This window comes from Ruegeria sp. AP11, from assembly GCF_056535865.1.
In genome coordinates this window covers 704,975-722,746 of sequence record NZ_JBQFJB010000002.1, presented here as the reverse complement: position 1 = coordinate 722,746, position 17,772 = coordinate 704,975, and the positions used below count along the sequence as shown (strand labels likewise).

The following is a 17,772-nucleotide window of genomic DNA, read 5'->3' as shown; positions in this document are numbered from 1 at the left end:
TATCGCTGTAAACCTGTTCACGCCGACCGTCTGCGCGCCCGCATCTCGCGTCTGCGCGCCATAGCATCGCTGCGGCTGCTGGCTTTTTCTGGAGACGGCTGCGTCGGGCTTGCTTCGGCAGGTTTGGAGCCTGATTTCTTTTCGACTGTTTCGGCAAGGGCGGCCAGCGTCGGGCATCGGAAGATATCCGTAATGCTGAGTCCTGGCACATTCAGTTCCGTACGAATTTCACGGTGCGCCTGTACCGCCAGCAAGGAATGCCCGCCCAGATCGAAGAAGTTGTCCCGCCCGCTGATGTCTGAAACACCCAGAATCCGTGACCAGATCGCCGCAATTTTCTGTGTGGCAGAACCGCCCGAGGCCGGCTCAGATACGGTGGGTTCGGTGCGCGGTTTCTGTGCTGCAGGTGCAGGCAGGGCCTTGCGATCTACTTTCCGGTTAGGTGTCAGCGGGAAGCTGTCCAGCGTCACAAAATGCGTTGGTACCATGTAGTCCGGCAGTTGCCCCGCCAGCGCCTGACGCAATGCCTTTTCATCCACAGCGTGATCGACGGTCAAATAAGCCGCGAGCTGCACCAGATTGGGCGTATCCTCGCGCGCGATGACAACCGACTGCCGTACACCGGTTTGCGCGTCCAGCAGGCTTTCGATCTCGCCCAACTCGATACGATATCCACGCAGCTTGATCTGGTGATCCGCGCGGCCCAGGAAATCGAGCCGTCCGTCCGTCCGCCAGCGCACCAGATCGCCGGTGCGATAGAGCCGCGCCCCGGGTGTGCCCGAGAATGGATCGGGCACGAAGCGGTCGGCCGTCAGGTCTTCGCGCTGCCAATAGCCGCGTGTCACACCCGCGCCACCGATATACAGCTCTCCGGCCACGCCGATGGGGGCGGGACGGTCGCTTTCGTCCAGTACATAGACTTGTGTGTTTGCAATTGGGGTTCCGACATTGATCACGCCGTCCGCAGCGGTTGCGGTCTCGGTTGTCGACCAGATCGTTGTTTCCGTGGGCCCGTACATGTTTTCGATATGTGCAGGGGACAGTTTGTTGATCTGCTTGACCAGCGAGCCGGGCAGGGCCTCACCGCCGATCATCATGTGCTTGATTTTGGACAGGGCAAACCGTGCCTCGTCGCTCATCAGTATCATCTGCGCCATGCTGGGGGTACATTGCAGATGGCTGACCTTGTGGCGAATGATCTGGGCGGCGATGGAAAAGTCATCCTCGGCCAATTCCGTATCCCGATTTGACATGCGAAGGACTTCAGCCAATGGCTTCAGCCCTTCCATGACCTGATCCACCGAGATGCCATAGTCGATCAGGCAGGCGATCTCATCGACGCCGATCCGCTTCAGCTCTTCGACCCGGTTCAGGCAATCCCCGACGGTGCCGAACAGGCCGGAATCCTCGAAGTAGCGCAGAAAGGCGAAATCGAGGATGCCTTCCAGTTCCTCGTCGGACAGGCTGCCCAGATCCAGTTGGAACGGGTTCGACACACCTTTCGGTTTCTTGAAGGCCGGGAACGCCCAGGCATATTGCTTGATCAGCCCGGCGGCCGAGCGCAGGTAATCCTTCATCGGCTCGCGGGCGACTTCGCGCACTTCTTCCCGGTCCTGACCCACATAGGTATGCAACATCAGGGTTACTTTGTGATCATCAGGGTCATGTCCCGCTTCACGCAACGCGGCATGATAGATGCCGATCTTGTCGGCGACTTCCTGCACGCTTTGGCCCAGCAGGTGGGTCAGCACGTTGGCCCCGATGGCCCCGGCTTCGCGCCAGGTATCCGGGTTGCCAGCAGTGGTGACCCAGATCGGCAGTTTTTTGGAGACCGGGCGCGGCTGCGTCACGACGCCATGCATGTCGCCGGATTTGGTTGGAAATTCAACTGTTTCCCCGGCCCAGAGCTGGCGCAGCGTTCCGATTGCCTCCAGCATGGCAGGTTTGTTTTCGGGCGGTGTATTTTCGGGCCGCAGAACGAAATCGTCCGGCTGCCAGCCAGAGGCGATGGCAAGGCCCGCGCGCCCGTTGGTCAAGTTGTCGATCACCGCCCATTCCTCGGCAATGCGCGCCGTGTGGTGGAGCGGAGCGACACAGCTGCCCGCGCGCACGCCAATATTTTCGGTCACAGCAGCAACGGCTGCGCCTGTGACCGACGGGTTGGGGTAGGGGCCGCCAAAGGCGTGGAAATGACGTTCGGGCGTCCAGACAGCGCAGAACCCGTTCTGATCCCCGAATTTCGCGCCTTCCAGCAGTAATTTGTACTTGTCGCGCCCAACACCATCGTCATTGCCCCAGTAGAACAGGCTGAACTCCATCCCTTTGCCGGTGATGGATTTTCCGGGGGCCGAGTCGCCTGCGACCAAGGCGCGGTTTTCATCATCGCTGAGAACGATCTTGAAGCCGCGCGCGAGGGTCCAGAACAACTCGAGTACCGAAATATCGAAGGACAGGCTGGTCACCGCCAGCCAAACCCCGACCGGATCATGGCTGATGCGGTCGTCCATACCGGTGAAGAAGTTCGACACATTGCGATGTTCTACCATCACGCCCTTGGGCCGCCCGGTCGAACCAGAGGTGTAGATCAGATAGGCGAGGTTGTCTGAAGTCACACCGCTGGCGACATTGTCGGTCGCAGCCGTTCCCAGCCGCGGGTCCGTATCCAGCAGCAGAGCCTGTGCGGTGTGTTCCGGTAACTCGGGTGCCAAGGCGGATTCGGTCAACAATACCTTCGCGCCGCTGTCTTCAAGATAGAGCGCGGTTCGATCGGCGGGATAGGCCGGATCCATCGGCACATAAGCCCCGCCTGCCTTCAGGATACCCAATGCGCCGATCAACAGCAGTGGAGAGCGTTTGACATGTAGGCCCACGAGCGTGTCCGGACCAACCCCCATCTCACGCAGAATATGTGCGACCTGGTTGGCCCGTGCATTCAGTTCGGCGTAAGTGAAGCTGAGGTTTTCAAAGACCAGTGCTGGCGCATCGGGAGTGCGTTCAACCTGGGCTTCGAATTGCTGGTGAACGCAGGCGACGTCATCATAGGTGTTAGATGTATTGTTCCAATCCTGCAGGATTTGTGCGCGTTCCGTATCGGGCAGAATGGGAAGCTCGGCAATTGGCAGGCTCGTATTGGCCGGATCTGTCAACGACACAAGCAGATTCTCGATACGGGCTGCAAACAAGCGCAGCGCAGCTTCGGAGACATGTCCACTGTCGGCAAACAGCACTGCCTGTCCATCAGACGTGGCCAGCGTCAGGCTTGTGCCTGGAACAAGACCTTCCGAAACATCATCAGACAGCCCGATCACAGGTGTTTGCAGTGCTGCCGCACCGGGCAGGCGTGCTGGCAGATCATGGGCGAACGGACCAAGCGCCTGAGCTTGTGTGATTGTCTGATCAAACTCGTCCTGCGCCGCTGAGAATGTCTTGTCCGCAGCAAAGCGCACCGGAACCCAGCCGTTGAGATAGGGGGATGCGCTGTTCAGACGGAGCGCCAGATCGAGGGTGAAAGCATCCCCAAGGCGTGCCATCAGAGCCGCTAATGCTGCCTTGGCTGTCACATCTTCAAGCCCATCCGGCGCATGCAGCGCTTGCGACCGGGGGGCACCGGACGGCATCGCCGCATTGATCAGCGAAATGTCGACCTCTTGCAGCGATTCCAGGCGGGCCCGCCATTGTGGTTCGGAGGCAATCGTTTCAGCAATTGATTGATTGATCGCGGTCGCCTGTTCTGCGGTCAATGCAGGCAGTGCGCTGCCGCCATTCAAAATACCATCGGTCGGCACAGCTGCGCCCATGCCATTTCGCAGATCGCTGATCTCAATCGCGCCCTCACCGGTGGCGACGGTCACACTTTCTGCGCTGCTGGCCAGAATGGTGCCCGGCACAGCATCGGTTGGCTGTTCACTCACCTTGGCCGCGCCGACCAGCCAGAGCTGACCATCGCGTTCAACCTTCGGGCGACACAACGGGTTCCAATAGTCTCCATGATCCAATGCACGCACCAAAGCGGCCAATTCATGCGCCGGTTTTGCGAAATCCAGCCGGGCCGCCGTCTCAGGGCGGTCGTTCTTAGCAAAATAGCTGCGCTGCGACAGATCCTGTGGGGCAGGAGGCTGATCTGCTTCCAGCGCCCGGATGACTTCGCCAAAGCTTTCGATGGCTGCGCCATAGCATTTGGTATTCAGGGTCAGGGCGGTTTCATTGTCGCTGACGTCGAACAGATTTTGAGCGACGATTCCACCTTCGTCCACCCCGCCCGAGATCATGTGCCAGGTGATCCCGTGTTGTGTCTCCCCATTCAGAATGGCCCATACCGGCGCGTTAAGCCCTGCATAGCGCGGAAGCGGGCCATCGTGGAAATTGACGGCGCCTTTGGCAGCTTTGTTCAGCAACGCTTCTGGTAGCAGATCGAGATTTGCGATGCTCAGCAGCCAATCAAACGAAACCCCTTCAACCCGGTCTGACAATCCCGCGCCAGGTGCATGAAGAGGCAAGGAGTGAGTCTTGGCCCAGGCTTCCACATCGGAATTCCGCGTGGCTACGCCCTGAATGCTGTGCCCCGCCTCCAGCAGCATTTCCCCGCACTGAATGACAAGGGATTCATGGCCGACAAGAAAAGTGCTGAAAGGCATCTTCATTCTCCAATAACGGGCCTGGCCTGGTGGTCCGGATTGCGCTTGCGCCACGGCGCGCGCATACATGCGGACAGGTCATGCCAGGCAAGAGTACGCAAAAAATGGGGCGGCACACCGGTGCGCCTGCGTGTTATTAAGCAGCGCAGCCAGTGCAGAAAGCCACCTGTCAAATGTACGCAGGTGGCGCAGGCGGCGTAAAAGGCGCCATGGTTTTTAACGAAATAGTACAGGCGCGAGTCAAACCAATAAGTCGGCACCCGGTTCCAGTTCTTCATACCGGTTGAAACAGACCCGATATGCATCACCTCGCTGACGCGTACATAATCGGTGCGATACCCCGCGCGCGCCGCGCGCAGGCAGAGATCGGTTTCTTCGAAATACAGAAAAAACGTCTCATCAAAGAGACCGATCTCATCCAGAACGCGTTGCCGCATCATCAGGCTGGCACCGGCCAGCCAGTCAACGGGTCGCGTCTCGGACGGGATCGGAATGGGTACGATCCGGTTTTTGAACAACCGGGTGACGGGGCCAAAGTTGATGCTGCTTTCAAACTCGCTTGCAACCGAAGGAAAGCGGAAACTGGTCAGGTGGGGCTCGTCGTCGTCGCCGAATATGTAGCTGCCCGCAAACCCGGCTTCGGGTGTGGTTTCAAGATGCTCCAGCAAAATGCGAATGGCATCCGGGGCGGGGAAGGCATCAGAATTCAGGATATAGACGTAATCGGGCCGCGTTCCGTCCGAAAGCCCCGCGCGCATACCTACATTGTTGCCAGCGCCAAAGCCGCCGTTATGCCCTGACTGAATGACCCGAACGCGATTGTCCTGATCCCAGCCTCGTTCCTGAACGCGCGCCGCGATGGCTTCGAATGATCCATCCTGCGAGTCATTGTCTACAACGATGATCTCTCCGGGGATCCCCTCCATGGCCTTTTTTGCCGCCTCGACCGACCGCAACGTCATATCCGCTGTTTTATAGTTCAGAATTACGGTTAGAAGTACGGGATCAGGCATGGCTATTCCGCCGCCTCTTGCAGAGTGGGTCGCGGGCGCAGGATCTGGCGCTCTGCGTTTTCAAGGCAGGTTTTCATCTGCGCTGCCAGCACCCGCACATTCGGCTCCAGCACCATCGAGTCGTGATCTCCGGGCACCTCGAACACCTCGATATTCGGGGCCCAGGGTGTCCAGTCATTGTCATGGGTCAGATAGTAGCGTTCGTGGTGAACCAGCTTCCCGGGCGCAACCTCCCATTTTCCGACCAGCGGTGGCCTGAACAGGGTCAGTGGGCCGTCCCAGGCATTCAGGGGATAGCTGTTCACGCTTTCCATAAACGCAGCTTCGATCTCGGTATCGTGGAACTGTTGGCCGGTTTCGGCGATCTCATCCTTGGGCTGACGCTTTTGTATTTCCCAGGCGATCCGGTTTTTTGCCCATTGAATCGGATAGCTTGCGCCTTTGTTCTTCAGCTCCTGCAACTGGATTACCAGACGATCCCGTCGCGTCAGCGGGTGGCGAACGGGCAAGGGAGTGTCCAGCATCACCAGCGCTGCAATCTCTTCACCGGCTTCGGTCAACTGACGCGCGATCTCGTAGGCGGTGATACCACCGCCCGAGAAGCCGCCCAGCATATAGGGACCGGTCGGTTGTACCTGCCGCATCTCGGCGATGTAGTCTCTGGCCGCTTCGCGCAGATCACGGTGCGGTTCTTCATCCCCATAAAGACCGCGTGCCTGCAGCCCATAGAAGGGACGGTCGGTACCCACCAGATGCGCCAGATGGCGCAGGTTCAGGACATTGCCGAACATGCCCGCCACCAGGAAGAACGGTGTCTTCGGACCACCTTCGCCGGAATGCATCGGAACCAGATGGGTAAAGCGACGTTCCGGTGTGGCCGGAGTTGCTGTTGTCGGCGCATCGCCTTCGCCTCCATCCTTCGGCACACCACGGGCGGCGATCAGGTCGGCGCATGTGCGGATGGTGGGTGCCTCGAACAGGACAGAGATCGGGAAATCAACGTTATAGGCTTTGCGGATTTGCGCAAACAGGCGCACCGCGATCAGGGAATGACCGCCCAGGTCGAAGAAACTGTCTTCGACGCCGATCTCGTCGACGCCCAGAAGCTCTTGCCAGAATCCGGCCAGACGGCGCTCGATGTCATTTTCCGGTGCAACATAATCCGAATCCAGCTCGGGCCGTTGGAATTTCTGATCTGCGCTTTCGGTGGATGCCCCGCTGTCGGCGGCCTGCGCGATCAGCCCCTCCAGATCCAGAGAGGACAGGATGATCTGACATTGTCCGCTGGCCAGCGCTTTGAAGAACAGACCGGGCCCTTCCTTCGCTGGAATACCCTGAGACAGGTTGTGCCGCAGCCGCTCTTCGGCTGGAGACAGCGGTGGCGGGGCGTCGACCTCGGATGTGACCACAGTGGCGCTTTCGGTGAAGGCGAAATCCACCGCGTCCTCCATCCGGCGGATCGAGAAGCCCTCAACCTCGATACAGATCGTGCCGTCCGGGGCGGTAATGGTGACATCAAAGCTGGCGGTTTCGCCTTCGGCCCGGTTGTCGCCCGCATTGCGGACCCAACTGACGATCTGCGCGGGTAGCGGTGCGAACACGCGCACGGATCGATATGACACCGGCACCCATAAATGCGAGGCCTGATATCCCGTGATCAACTGCATCGCCCAGCCTGTGGCCAGATCCATCAACGCCGGATGCAGGTGATAGCCCGCGTCGATATCCGTCTGCAGTCCCTCGGGCAAAGCCAGATGAGCCAGACCTTCATCCTGCCCCAGAGCCGTCGAGGTCAAAACCCGCCAGCGCGGGCCGAAATTCAGATGTGCTTCCTGCAGGGACCGCAAGCGACCCGTGCCTTCGGCCTGATGGGCCGGGCCACAACGGGCGGCAATAGCATCCACATCCAGCCGTGCAGGCGTGATCAACGGCAGCAGCGACAGGCTGGCCTGAGCATTCAGTTCAAACGCATCATTCGATCCGCTTTCGACCGTCAGATCATAGCCCACGTCGCTGCGCGGCAGGCGCAGACGAACTTGCTGATCTTCACTGTCCGACACCGCAAGGGGGCGCAGGAAATACAGATCGCGGATTTCAAACGGACCGGTTTCACCTTGCACCCGCAATGCCTCGGACGCCAGTTCCAGATACCCGGTGCCGGGGACCAGCGCATGTCCCGCCTTGGTCCGGTGATCATTCAGGAACCAGCGTTCATGGGCATTATAGGTCGCGCTCAGCAGTCGGTTGCCCGCGTCATCAAAGCTTGCCTGATCCAGCATAGGGACATCCGCCGAGGTGACAGGTGCGGGTTCAGCGGATCCGGTTCGGGCCTCCATCGCGTCGGCGGCCATGCCAACATCGGCCCAGATGCCCCAGTTGACGGACAGAACCCGCGTTTTGTCACCCGCGCGGGCGCGGGCATAGGCATTCAGATAGTCATTGGCGGCCACATAATCGACCTGACCTACAGGCGCCGTCGCAGTTGAACTGGACGAGAACAGAACAAGCCAATCAAGGGCGCCGTCCGGGAAAATCTTGTCGATAACCTGCGTGCCATGGATCTTGGGCGTAAAGACGTCTTCTATCTCCATCATGGTTTTGGTCATGATCGGAGCGTCATCAATCAGACCCGCCGCATGGATCACACCGTTGATCTGGCCAAATTCCTGTGTAGCGCATTCCACGCAACGGCGCATCTCTTCCACATTGCTGACATCGACCGACATCGAAAGCACTTTACCGCCGGTCGCTTCCAGCTTTTCGATGGCGCGGATACGACGGGCGGTCTTGTCCTGTGGGGCCGAGTTGTTCAGCACGTTGGCCCATTGGTCCCGTGGCGGCAATTCACCGCGCGCAAGCAGGACGATATTTGCATTCACCTTCGTAATCAGCGCCTCGGCAAGCGTCAGGCCGATGCCGCCAAAACCGCCGGTGACCAGATAGGTGCCACCATCGCGCAGGGGCAGGTCGTCCAGAGACGGCTCTGCCAGAGCCTGCGGGCGATACCCCTGTTCAAACCGCTTGCCCGCACGTATCGCCGCTGTGAACGAGGCGGGCGGGGCCAGCAGGTCTTCCAGCACCTGATCCGTCAGGCCATCCGGCAATGCAGGGGCGCGTCGTTTGCCCGCGTTTTGCGGCAAATCGATATCCAACAGCGCACAGGTCAGGCCAGGGAATTCACGCGGGATCACGCGAGTCGGGCCGGTGACAGTTGCTTTTTCCGGATAAGGCAGCGCCTCATCACGGACCTGTAATGCGCCCGAGCTGAGGACATGGAGATGCAAAGGCATCGGCAGGTCTTCATCCCCGATGGCCTGCGCCAGGAAGAACAGGCTGTAGAAACCTTGCTCCAGATTGCGGTGAAAGAAGCTGCCACCGGGGCGGAAGGTCTCGGCCTGTGTCAGAAGCCAGCCATGCACAATCCGGGTCGGGATGCGTTCCTGCGCGACCAGATCGCGGATCAGCGCATCATAGCTTTCGCGTCCGCGTTCCGGGGCAAGTTGATAGTGATCCTCGCTGATGCGTGCAAAAGCATCACCGGTCGTGACCGAGACAACCTTATGTCCTGCCTGTCGCAAGCGCGCAATCAGATCGGCACAAAGCCCGGCCTCATCCGCAAAGATCAGCCAACTTTCCTGCGCGGCATCCGACAGATCACCGGTAACATCGACGTCGCAGGCCGCGTATTTCGGTGTCCACGCAACGCGGTATCCCCAATCGGCGCTGTCTTCGGTCCGCATCAGCCATTGGCTGGCCGTATCGGCCTGTGTCTTACCGGGTTCGATGAAATAGGGTGAGCGCTGGAATGTATACGTGGGCAGAGGCACCCGGTTGCGGCGCGCCTCACCCCAGATCTGTTCCCAGTCAAACGTGCCGCCCAAAGCCCAGATCCGGCCCAGCATGGCCATGAAATAGGCATCGTCAGCCACATCATCATTCGGATGCCGCAGGCTGCTGATTACCTGATTGGCGTCCACCTTGTCATGTTGGCCGGTCAGCGATGCCAGTGCCTTGCCCGGGCCGACCTCGATGAAGATACGCTCGGGGTTTTCGGACAGCGTGGTGATGCAGTCGGCAAAATGTACTGTGTTGCGCAGGTGGCCGACCCAGTATTCGGGATCCGTGGCTTCGGCCTCGGTGATCCAGTCACCACTGCGGTTTGAAGGGAAGGGGATCTGCGGCGCCTTCAACTCAATCGAGCGCAGATAGTCGCCGAATTCCTGCAGGATCGGCTCAAGCATCCTCGAATGCGCGGCGATATCGATTGGGATACGCTGACAATCGACACCCTGATTGCGCAGGCGCTCCTCCAGATCATCCAGAGCGGCTTGAGGTCCGGTGGCAACGCTGAGGCTGGGGGCATTGACAGCGCCCAGATCAAGGTCATCGCCCAGAAGCGGCCTCAGATCGTCGGCGGGCAGGGGGACGCTCAGCATGCCGCCAGCAGGAACCGTATCGAACAGGCACCCGCGCAGATGCACCAGACCGATGCAATCCTCGAACGACATCACACCGGCGACACAAGCGGCAGTGTTTTCACCCATCGAATGGCCGACCAGCGCGGTGGGGGTGACGCCCCATTCCATCCAAAGCTGCGCCAGCGCATATTCTGTGATCATGATCAGCGGCAGCTGCACCGAGGGTGTTTTCAGCCGCTCATCTGCCGCCTCTTCCTGACCCTGTTCTGGCAACCAGATCGCACGAATGTCATAGTCAAGCTTGGCCTGCAGAATATCCAGACCGCGGTCCATCCAGTCGGCAAAGACCGGCTCAGTTTCATAGAGGTCCCGTGCCATTCCGGCATACTGCGCCCCACCGCCAGGGAACATGAAAACATGCTCGGGCGCGTCCGAGATCACCGTATGGGTGAACACCCGGCGCGGATCGTTTTCCTCCAGAATGGCCGCAGCCTCGGCGTGGGTTTCAGCGACGATAACACGACGCTTTTCAAACCCGCGCCGCCCGTTCTTCAGTGTCCAGGCGATGTCTGCCAGATCCTGATCGGAATTGCTCCGCAGATGTTCGGCCAGCGCCGCGCTATTGGCATCCAGCGCTTTCTTGCCACGCGCAGAGAGCGTGAGGATTTGAAACGGCCAGTCCGAAGGCTCGGATGCAGCCCGCACGGGCGCTTCTTCCAAAATGGCATGTGCATTGGTCCCCCCAACGCCCAGAGAATTGACCCCTGCACGGCGCGGGCCCTTATGAGACACCCAATCGGTCAGCGTGTCATTCACCCGGAACGGGCTGTTTTCGAAATCAATCGCGGGGTTCGGCTTTTCGTACCCGAGGCTGGGCGGAATCTGCCTGTGATGCAGTGCCAGCGAGGTTTTGATCAGGCTGGCGACCCCGGCGGCAGTATCCAGATGGCCGATATTGGTCTTGACCGAACCCAACCGGCAGAAACCGGTCTCTTCCGTGGTTTCCGAAAACGCCTGCGTCAGGGCGGCCACTTCGATTGGGTCACCCAGATAGGTGCCTGTGCCGTGGCATTCGATATAGTCCACCGTGTCGGCCTGTACATCGGCCATGACATGAGCTTCGGAAATCGCCGCGGCTTGGCCATCGACAGACGGCGCTAAATATCCGGCTTTGGCAGCACCGTCATTGTTGATCGCCGTGCCGCGGATCACACCCCAGATATGATCCCCATCCTCAATCGCGTCAGACAAACGGCGCAGGACAACGGCGCCCGCGCCCGATCCAAACACGGTGCCTTGCGCCCGATGGTCGAAAGCATGGCAGTGACCATCCGGCGACAGCACTTCGCCCTCTTTATAGACATAACCCCTGTTGTGGGGCAGCTCGATCGTGACCCCTCCGGCAATTGCCATGTCGCACTCGCCGGTAAGCAAGGCCTGCGTTGCATAATGGGTTGCAACCAACGAGGTCGAACACGCGGTTTGCACATTCACGCTCGGCCCTTTGAGGTCGAGGATATGGCTCAGGCGGGTCGACAGGAAGTCCTTGTCATTTCCGGTATGGCGCAGCAGGAACATGCCCACATCGTCGACCAGATCCCGGTTCGAACAGACGTTAAAATAGAAATAGCTGCCCATACCGCATCCGGCAAAGACGCCGATGGGGCCGGAAAAGCATTCAGGCGGATGGCCAGCGTTTTCTAGCGCCTCCCAGGCCACCTCCAGAAATTGGCGGTGCTGCGGATCCATGATGGCGGCTTCTTTGGGCGACAGCCCGAAAAACTCGGCGTCGAACTCTTCGAACCGATCTAAGGGCGCGGCGAAGGGAACATAGTCCGGCCGCTCAAGCACATGCGGTGTTTCGCCATTGGCAAGAAGCTGCTCTCTGCTGAGCTGGCGGATCGATTCCACCCCCTCGCGCAGATTGGACCAATAGGTTTCAATCGAAGACGCGCCGGGCAGATGTGCGGCCATGCCAACGATTGCGATGTCGCCGTCCCTGGCAGAAATACTCACTGTAGAACCATCCATTAATAAACCGGTTTGAGTTTATGACCCGCTGTGGGGATTGCCAAACGAAAGTGGTACGCTTGTGCGGAATTTTCGGGCCTCTGCTGCACGCGGTCCCCATCATTGTGGTGCATGGGCTTTATAACACTAAGAAAATGCTGAGTTTGAACCTCGGGTCCAGAAATTTCAGGATTGGCGAGCACTCATTGATGGTTTCCAAATGCTCTACAATCTGAGGTAGGAAAGCGTATTGCGCCAGTCCGGAATGGCCGTAGACTGGCGCGGTGCAACCGCGCTAAAGTTGGGAGTGTCCGCTTAGATGCCAGTGGCCCGAACGACTACGCCAACTGTCGAATACAGAATGCCCAGATCGGTTTTGAGATTCAAATTTCTGGCGTAAGAAGTGTCGAATTCGGCGCGGCTCGCAAAGGAACTGGCATTGCGTTCGGAAACTTGCCAGGAACCGGTCATGCCGGGACGCAGCGAGAAATACGCCTCGCCCGGATACAGCTTCTGCTGTTCGGGAAGCATCGGGCGCGGCCCGACCAGGCTCATTTCTCCGATCAGAACATTCCACAGCTGCGGCAGTTCATCCAGAGAGGTCTTGCGAAGTGCATGGCCAAATGGTGTGATCCGGGGATCGCTCCTCAGCTTTTGCGTTTCGTCCCATTCGCGGCGCGCTGCTGGGTTGTCAGTCAGATAATCTTCCAGCATCAACTGCGCATTCGGAACCATCGAGCGCAGTTTCCACATCTTGAAAATCCGACCGTCGCGGCCGACGCGGGATTGCGCATAAAACGGGTTCGATCCATCGCGTGCGATGAGAAGTGCCAGCACCAGGACGACAGGGGCCACAATTGGCAGGGCCATCAGGACGATCACCAGGTCAAACAAACGTTTGAACACGCTGCGATAGATCTGTGTGGTAGTGTTGGCTGTTCGACCGGTCTGAATAACAGAACTACAGGTCCTGGCATCGGCGCGAATGTTCGTATCTTGAATAGACATATCAACCTTTAACCTTAAGCCAAAACTGGCTTCACTATTACGCTGCAATCCGTGGGGCGAAAAATATTCCCGTACAATTCGGACTGCCACAGACACGATATACTACGAAACTGTGCCTCAAGTACGTGAACAAGTTTATACAGTTTTTAGCTGCATCTCAAAGTGTGAATCTGGTCCGAATGACATTTTTTCGCCTTATTTGCAGCACAATTGAGTACTTTCTCTGCCATTGTTCCTTGCAGCCTTTACGTAAACAATTCTGAGTTGAGGTTCAGTTCTTTGCTCTGCCTATGCGCAATCACTCAACAAAAAAATTGCTCTCTAGCTCCGGGATCGAATCAGCCGTTGCAGGCTGATTCGCGTTGTTGGTTGTCGCGCGACGAAAGCCTACCAATTCTGGCAGGCTCTGCACCGATCGTGAGGTGATTTTATGCTAGGCGAGGTGCCGACGCTGGCGTTGACGCATCAGGCCAAGCCCTACCAAGCCGCCAATCAGCAACAGGGCTGTTGGGGGCAGCGGGACCGCAGCAACTGTTACGCTTGAGACCACGAAATCATCATTTTTGCCGAATGCCGCAACGGAAAATCTGCGGGCGATTGTGTTGTCGCCGAAAAAGAACGTTCTGGCATTGGTATATTCACCGTCACGACCATCTCCGCGCACATCAATCCAGGCGTCATCGTCATCGCGTCGCCACCCCGACCTGTCCACCCGATAGGCTGTGAAACTGGCGAATGTGACCGACACCAGCTCAACCGCGGAATCGAAGGTGAATGTCAGCCAGTCATCGCCATAAAGACCATCAAGCCGTGTGTTGTCATCGAGCGAGCCGTTATCAACGCCAATCCCGTTACGATGCCCCGTGATGGTCGAGAACAGACCACCGTAGACGGTTGAGCCAGACCAGACAGAACCCGAAACGCCACCTTCATCGAAAGTTGCAGCGCGTGAGCCTACACGGTCGAGGTCGCCACCGTTGGCGCCCGCAAAGTCCAGAGTTACAGGAGTGGCATTCGATGCGGTCGCGATACACGCGACGGAAGATGCAATTGCTAGAAGCTTTCTAAGCATGGCGGGCACTGACCTAAACCAGGTAAATCGATAACACTGGCCCGAACTTGTCAGAAAGTAGTCTCAGTTACCAACCAAAACTTTGAATTTTGACAAAAAAGTGTCCTTGGGTATGACGCATCGCATATTGAGTGTACGATCACAGCCTTTGTTGCCGTATTGTTTCGGAAAGCGCCCCAATGGTTGGATGACGGCGAGCATATCCAATAGGATTGCCGCACCCGGATGACCTCATGTCTTTTCGGCCGTTATTTCAGAAGAAGCTCAAGATATTCGCCATAGGTGGATTTTGCGAACAGTTGCGCGCGCTCGGCCAGGGCCTCGTCATCAATCCAGCCATTGGCCCAGGCAATCTCATCGAGGCTCCCGGTTTGCATGCCTTGCCGGTCGGTCAGGGTGCGTACAAAATTGCTGGCATCCAGCAGTGATCCATGCGTTCCGGTATCCAGCCACGCAAAGCCCCTACCCATGGTCTGAACGTCCAGCCGCCCCTCGGCCAGATAGGTTTCGAGCAGCGAAGTAATCTCAAGCTCACCGCGCGCGGAGGGTTGAACTTGTCGGGCGCGCGCAGGTGCATCCGCATCCAGAAAATACAATCCGGTAACCGCATAATGCGACGGCGGCACCTTGGGTTTTTCGATAATGGCGCGCGCTTTGTTTCCGTCGAAATCGACAACGCCATAGCGTTCGGGATCAGCCACGCGATAAGCGAATACCGTGCCGCCCTGATCCTGCGCATCGGCAAGACGCAAAAGGTCGGGCAGGCCATGACCGAAGAAGATATTGTCACCCAAGATCATCGCGGATGGCGCACCGGCCAGAAACTCTTCGGCCAGAACATAGGCTTGCGCCAGACCATCTGGAGAGGGCTGCGTTATCCAGGTCAGGGACAGGCCATATTGACTGCCATCGCCCAGCAGACGATGAAACTGATCCTGATCCTGAGGCGTGGTAATGATCGCGATCTCGCGGATATCGGACAGCATCAGGACACTGAGCGGATAGAAGATCATCGGCTTGTCATAGATCGGCAGCAATTGCTTTGAGACCGCCATGGTGATCGGGTAAAGCCGTGTGCCGGATCCACCGGCAAGAATAATACCTTTGCGCTGCATAGCTTATCCTCTCAAAATTCAGCCCCCTGCGGACTTCAGTTCGGCCAGAACATTGTTTAGGCCAGCTTTCCAGTTGGGGCGCGAGATCTTATGAATATCCATCAGCCGCGAACAATCGAGCCGCGAATTCAGCGGCCTTGCCGCCGGGGTCGGGTAATCTGTGGTCGGGATATCTTCGATCTGAGTGGCCAGGCCCGCTTGCGACACAATCTCACGCGCGAAATCAGCCCAACTGACATTTGGCGCGCCCGCGTATTGAAACACGCCGACTTCGGTCGCGGGGCCGGCCTTGGCTATCGCCAATAGCGTCTCGGCGATGTCGGCGGCGGGTGTCGGGCCCCCGATCTGGTCTGCCACGATGGTCAGCGTGTCCCGGGTTTTCGCCAACCGCAGGATGGTTTTCACAAAGTTCTTCCCATGAGCGGAAAACACCCAGCTTGTACGTAGAATGGCGTGCCAACCTCCGGCTTCGGCGATCTGGCGTTCCCCGTCGAGTTTGGTGCGGCCATATATCCCCAATGGGCCGGTCCGGTCTTCGATGGCGCGCGGAGCATCACCTGATCCGTCGAATACATAGTCGGTCGAGATGTGCAGGAAAGGCAGGCCACGTGTTGCTGCAGCCCGTGCCATGGCCCCCGGCGCATCCCCATTGACCAGTTGAGCCAGGTCGGGTTCGTCTTCGGCCTGATCGACCGCCGTATAGGCGGCAGCATTGATGATCACGTCTGCGTCTGTAGAGAAAATCGTTTCGGCACAGCCCTTTGGGTCGGACAAATCAGCCCCGGACCGATCCAACGCTTCCAGTGTAATACCATGGGCGTGCGACCGTCTGCGCAGCTCAGATGCCACTTGACCGTTATAGCCGAAGACGAGTGCCTTCATCGCGCCATCCCGAGCCGTTCGCCCACGCCGCTGCGGGATAGCAAGGCATTGAGCCATGCGTCGTTGTCCAGATACCACTGCACGGTCTGCTCAAGACCTGTCTCGGGCGTGTAGGAAGGGCGCCAGTTCAGCTCTTCCCGAATGCGTGTCGGATCAATGGCATAGCGGCGGTCGTGACCGGGGCGGTCAGTGACGAAAGTGATCAGATCGGCATATGGTGCATGGCCCGGTTTCAACCGGTCCAGAATGGCGCAGAGCATCCGGACCAGATCGAGATTTGTCATCTCATTCTCACCGCCGATATTGTAACTGCGGCCCAGTTCGCCTTTTTCCAGCACCAACAACAGCGCCTCGGCATGGTCTTCGACATGCAGCCAGTCGCGAATGTTGTCACCCGCCCCGTAAATCGGGATCGGTTTGCCGGACAGTGCATTCAGGATCACCACGGGGATCAATTTTTCCGGAAACTGATAGGGGCCATAATTGTTCGAGCAATTGGTCAGCACGACAGGCAGACCGTAGGTCTCGCGCCAGGCCCGGACCAGATGATCCGAGCCCGCCTTTGACGCCGAATAGGGCGAGTTGGGCTGATAGGGGCTGTCTTCGGTGAAAAATCCGGCCTCGCCCAAAGAGCCAAAGACTTCGTCGGTTGAGATATGGTGAAACCGGAAGGTCTCGGGGCGGCCTGCATCCATCCAATAGGCGCGGGCCGCTTCCAGCAACACATATGTCCCGGTCACATTGGTGTCGATAAAGGCCGCAGGGCCGTCGATCGACCGGTCAACATGGCTTTCGGCGGCTAGATGCATGATCGCGTCGGGCTGATGTTTGCGCAGGATTTCGGACATCGCTGCGGCATCCCGGATATCCGCATGTTCAAACACGTAGTCAGGCGACTCTGATACGGAAGCGACGTTGTCCAGACAGGCCGCGTAGGTGAGGGCGTCGACATTCACGATCGAATGCCCATCGGCAATCGCGCGTCGAATAACAGCAGAGCCGATAAAGCCCGCGCCGCCCGTGACCAAAATCTTCATTAACCATCCTCAATCGTAAACGGGGACTCAATGTCTCTTAAAAATGGGGCCGCATTATCTTTATCTGATATTTTGGGTTCGGCCATGTCGAGGGGCCAATTAATTCCAATATCGGGATCATCCCACCGAATGGCGCCTTCTGTTTCCGGCGCGTAAGTGTCCGAACATTTATAAACGATCTCTGTATCCGGCTCCAATGTCATGAAACCATGTGCGAAGCCTGCGGGAACCAGCAGCATCCGGCCGTTTTCAAAGCTGAGTTCTGCGCCGACCCAACGACCAAAACTCGGCGACCCCTTGCGAATATCGACGGCCACGTCAAAAAGCCGCCCGCGACCGCAGCGCACCAGTTTGGCCTGCGCGCGCGGCGGGGCCTGAAAGTGCAGGCCCCGCACCGTACCTGCGGTACCGGACAGCGAATGGTTGTCCTGTACGAACACCGTTTCGATGCCATGGCCGACAAAGCTGTCGCGGTTATAGGTTTCTTCAAAAAAACCACGATGATCGCCAAAACGCCGGGGCGTGATCAGTTGAATCTCGGGGATATCAAGAGGTTTTATGTCCATTATTCCAAACTTCTCGT

At 58.3% G+C, this 17,772-nt stretch carries 9 protein-coding genes; all 9 read right to left on the bottom strand.

Going from position 1 to position 17,772, the window contains the following annotated elements; genetic code table 11:
• Nucleotides 1–17: 17 nt before the first annotated feature.
• Nucleotides 18–4,634 carry a MupA/Atu3671 family FMN-dependent luciferase-like monooxygenase gene (locus ACR3E4_RS21130; protein ID WP_480531399.1) on the bottom strand — a complete coding sequence of 1,539 codons (4,617 nt, stop codon included), beginning with the start codon at nucleotides 4,632–4,634 and terminating at the stop codon, nucleotides 18–20.
• Between the two features lie 2 nt (nucleotides 4,635–4,636).
• The gene (locus ACR3E4_RS21125) at nucleotides 4,637–5,647 is read right to left on the bottom strand and encodes a glycosyltransferase family 2 protein (protein WP_480531397.1); all 1,011 of its coding nucleotides are present in this window, start codon (nucleotides 5,645–5,647) and stop codon (nucleotides 4,637–4,639) included.
• A 2-nt stretch (nucleotides 5,648–5,649) separates the two neighbouring features.
• A complete protein-coding gene (locus tag ACR3E4_RS21120; protein WP_480531395.1) occupies nucleotides 5,650–12,096 on the bottom strand; it encodes a type I polyketide synthase in 6,447 nt (2,148 codons plus the stop codon).
• 294 nt (nucleotides 12,097–12,390) lie between these two features.
• Nucleotides 12,391–12,981: a sugar transferase gene (locus ACR3E4_RS21115; RefSeq protein WP_480567221.1), complete on the bottom strand. Its 591-nt coding sequence runs from the start codon at nucleotides 12,979–12,981 to the stop codon at nucleotides 12,391–12,393.
• 535 nt (nucleotides 12,982–13,516) lie between these two features.
• Nucleotides 13,517–14,155 carry a hypothetical protein gene (locus tag ACR3E4_RS21110; protein WP_480531393.1) on the bottom strand — a complete coding sequence of 213 codons (639 nt, stop codon included), beginning with the start codon at nucleotides 14,153–14,155 and terminating at the stop codon, nucleotides 13,517–13,519.
• A gap of 248 nt (nucleotides 14,156–14,403) precedes the next feature.
• On the bottom strand, nucleotides 14,404–15,270 hold the full coding sequence (gene rfbA / locus ACR3E4_RS21105) for a glucose-1-phosphate thymidylyltransferase RfbA (protein WP_480531391.1): 867 nt from the start codon (nucleotides 15,268–15,270) through the stop codon (nucleotides 14,404–14,406).
• Nucleotides 15,271–15,288: 18 nt separating this feature from the next.
• On the bottom strand, nucleotides 15,289–16,152 hold the full coding sequence (gene rfbD, locus ACR3E4_RS21100) for a dTDP-4-dehydrorhamnose reductase (protein WP_480531389.1): 864 nt from the start codon (nucleotides 16,150–16,152) through the stop codon (nucleotides 15,289–15,291).
• Nucleotides 16,149–17,189: a dTDP-glucose 4,6-dehydratase gene (gene rfbB, locus ACR3E4_RS21095; RefSeq protein WP_480531387.1), complete on the bottom strand. Its 1,041-nt coding sequence runs from the start codon at nucleotides 17,187–17,189 to the stop codon at nucleotides 16,149–16,151. Before rfbB ends, rfbD begins: the two co-directional genes overlap by 4 nt.
• Nucleotides 17,189–17,755, bottom strand: a complete 567-nt coding sequence (rfbC, locus tag ACR3E4_RS21090; protein ID WP_480531385.1) for a dTDP-4-dehydrorhamnose 3,5-epimerase — start codon at nucleotides 17,753–17,755, stop codon at nucleotides 17,189–17,191. The genes rfbB and rfbC overlap by 1 nt, the downstream gene beginning before the upstream one ends.
• Nucleotides 17,756–17,772: the final 17 nt, after the last annotated feature.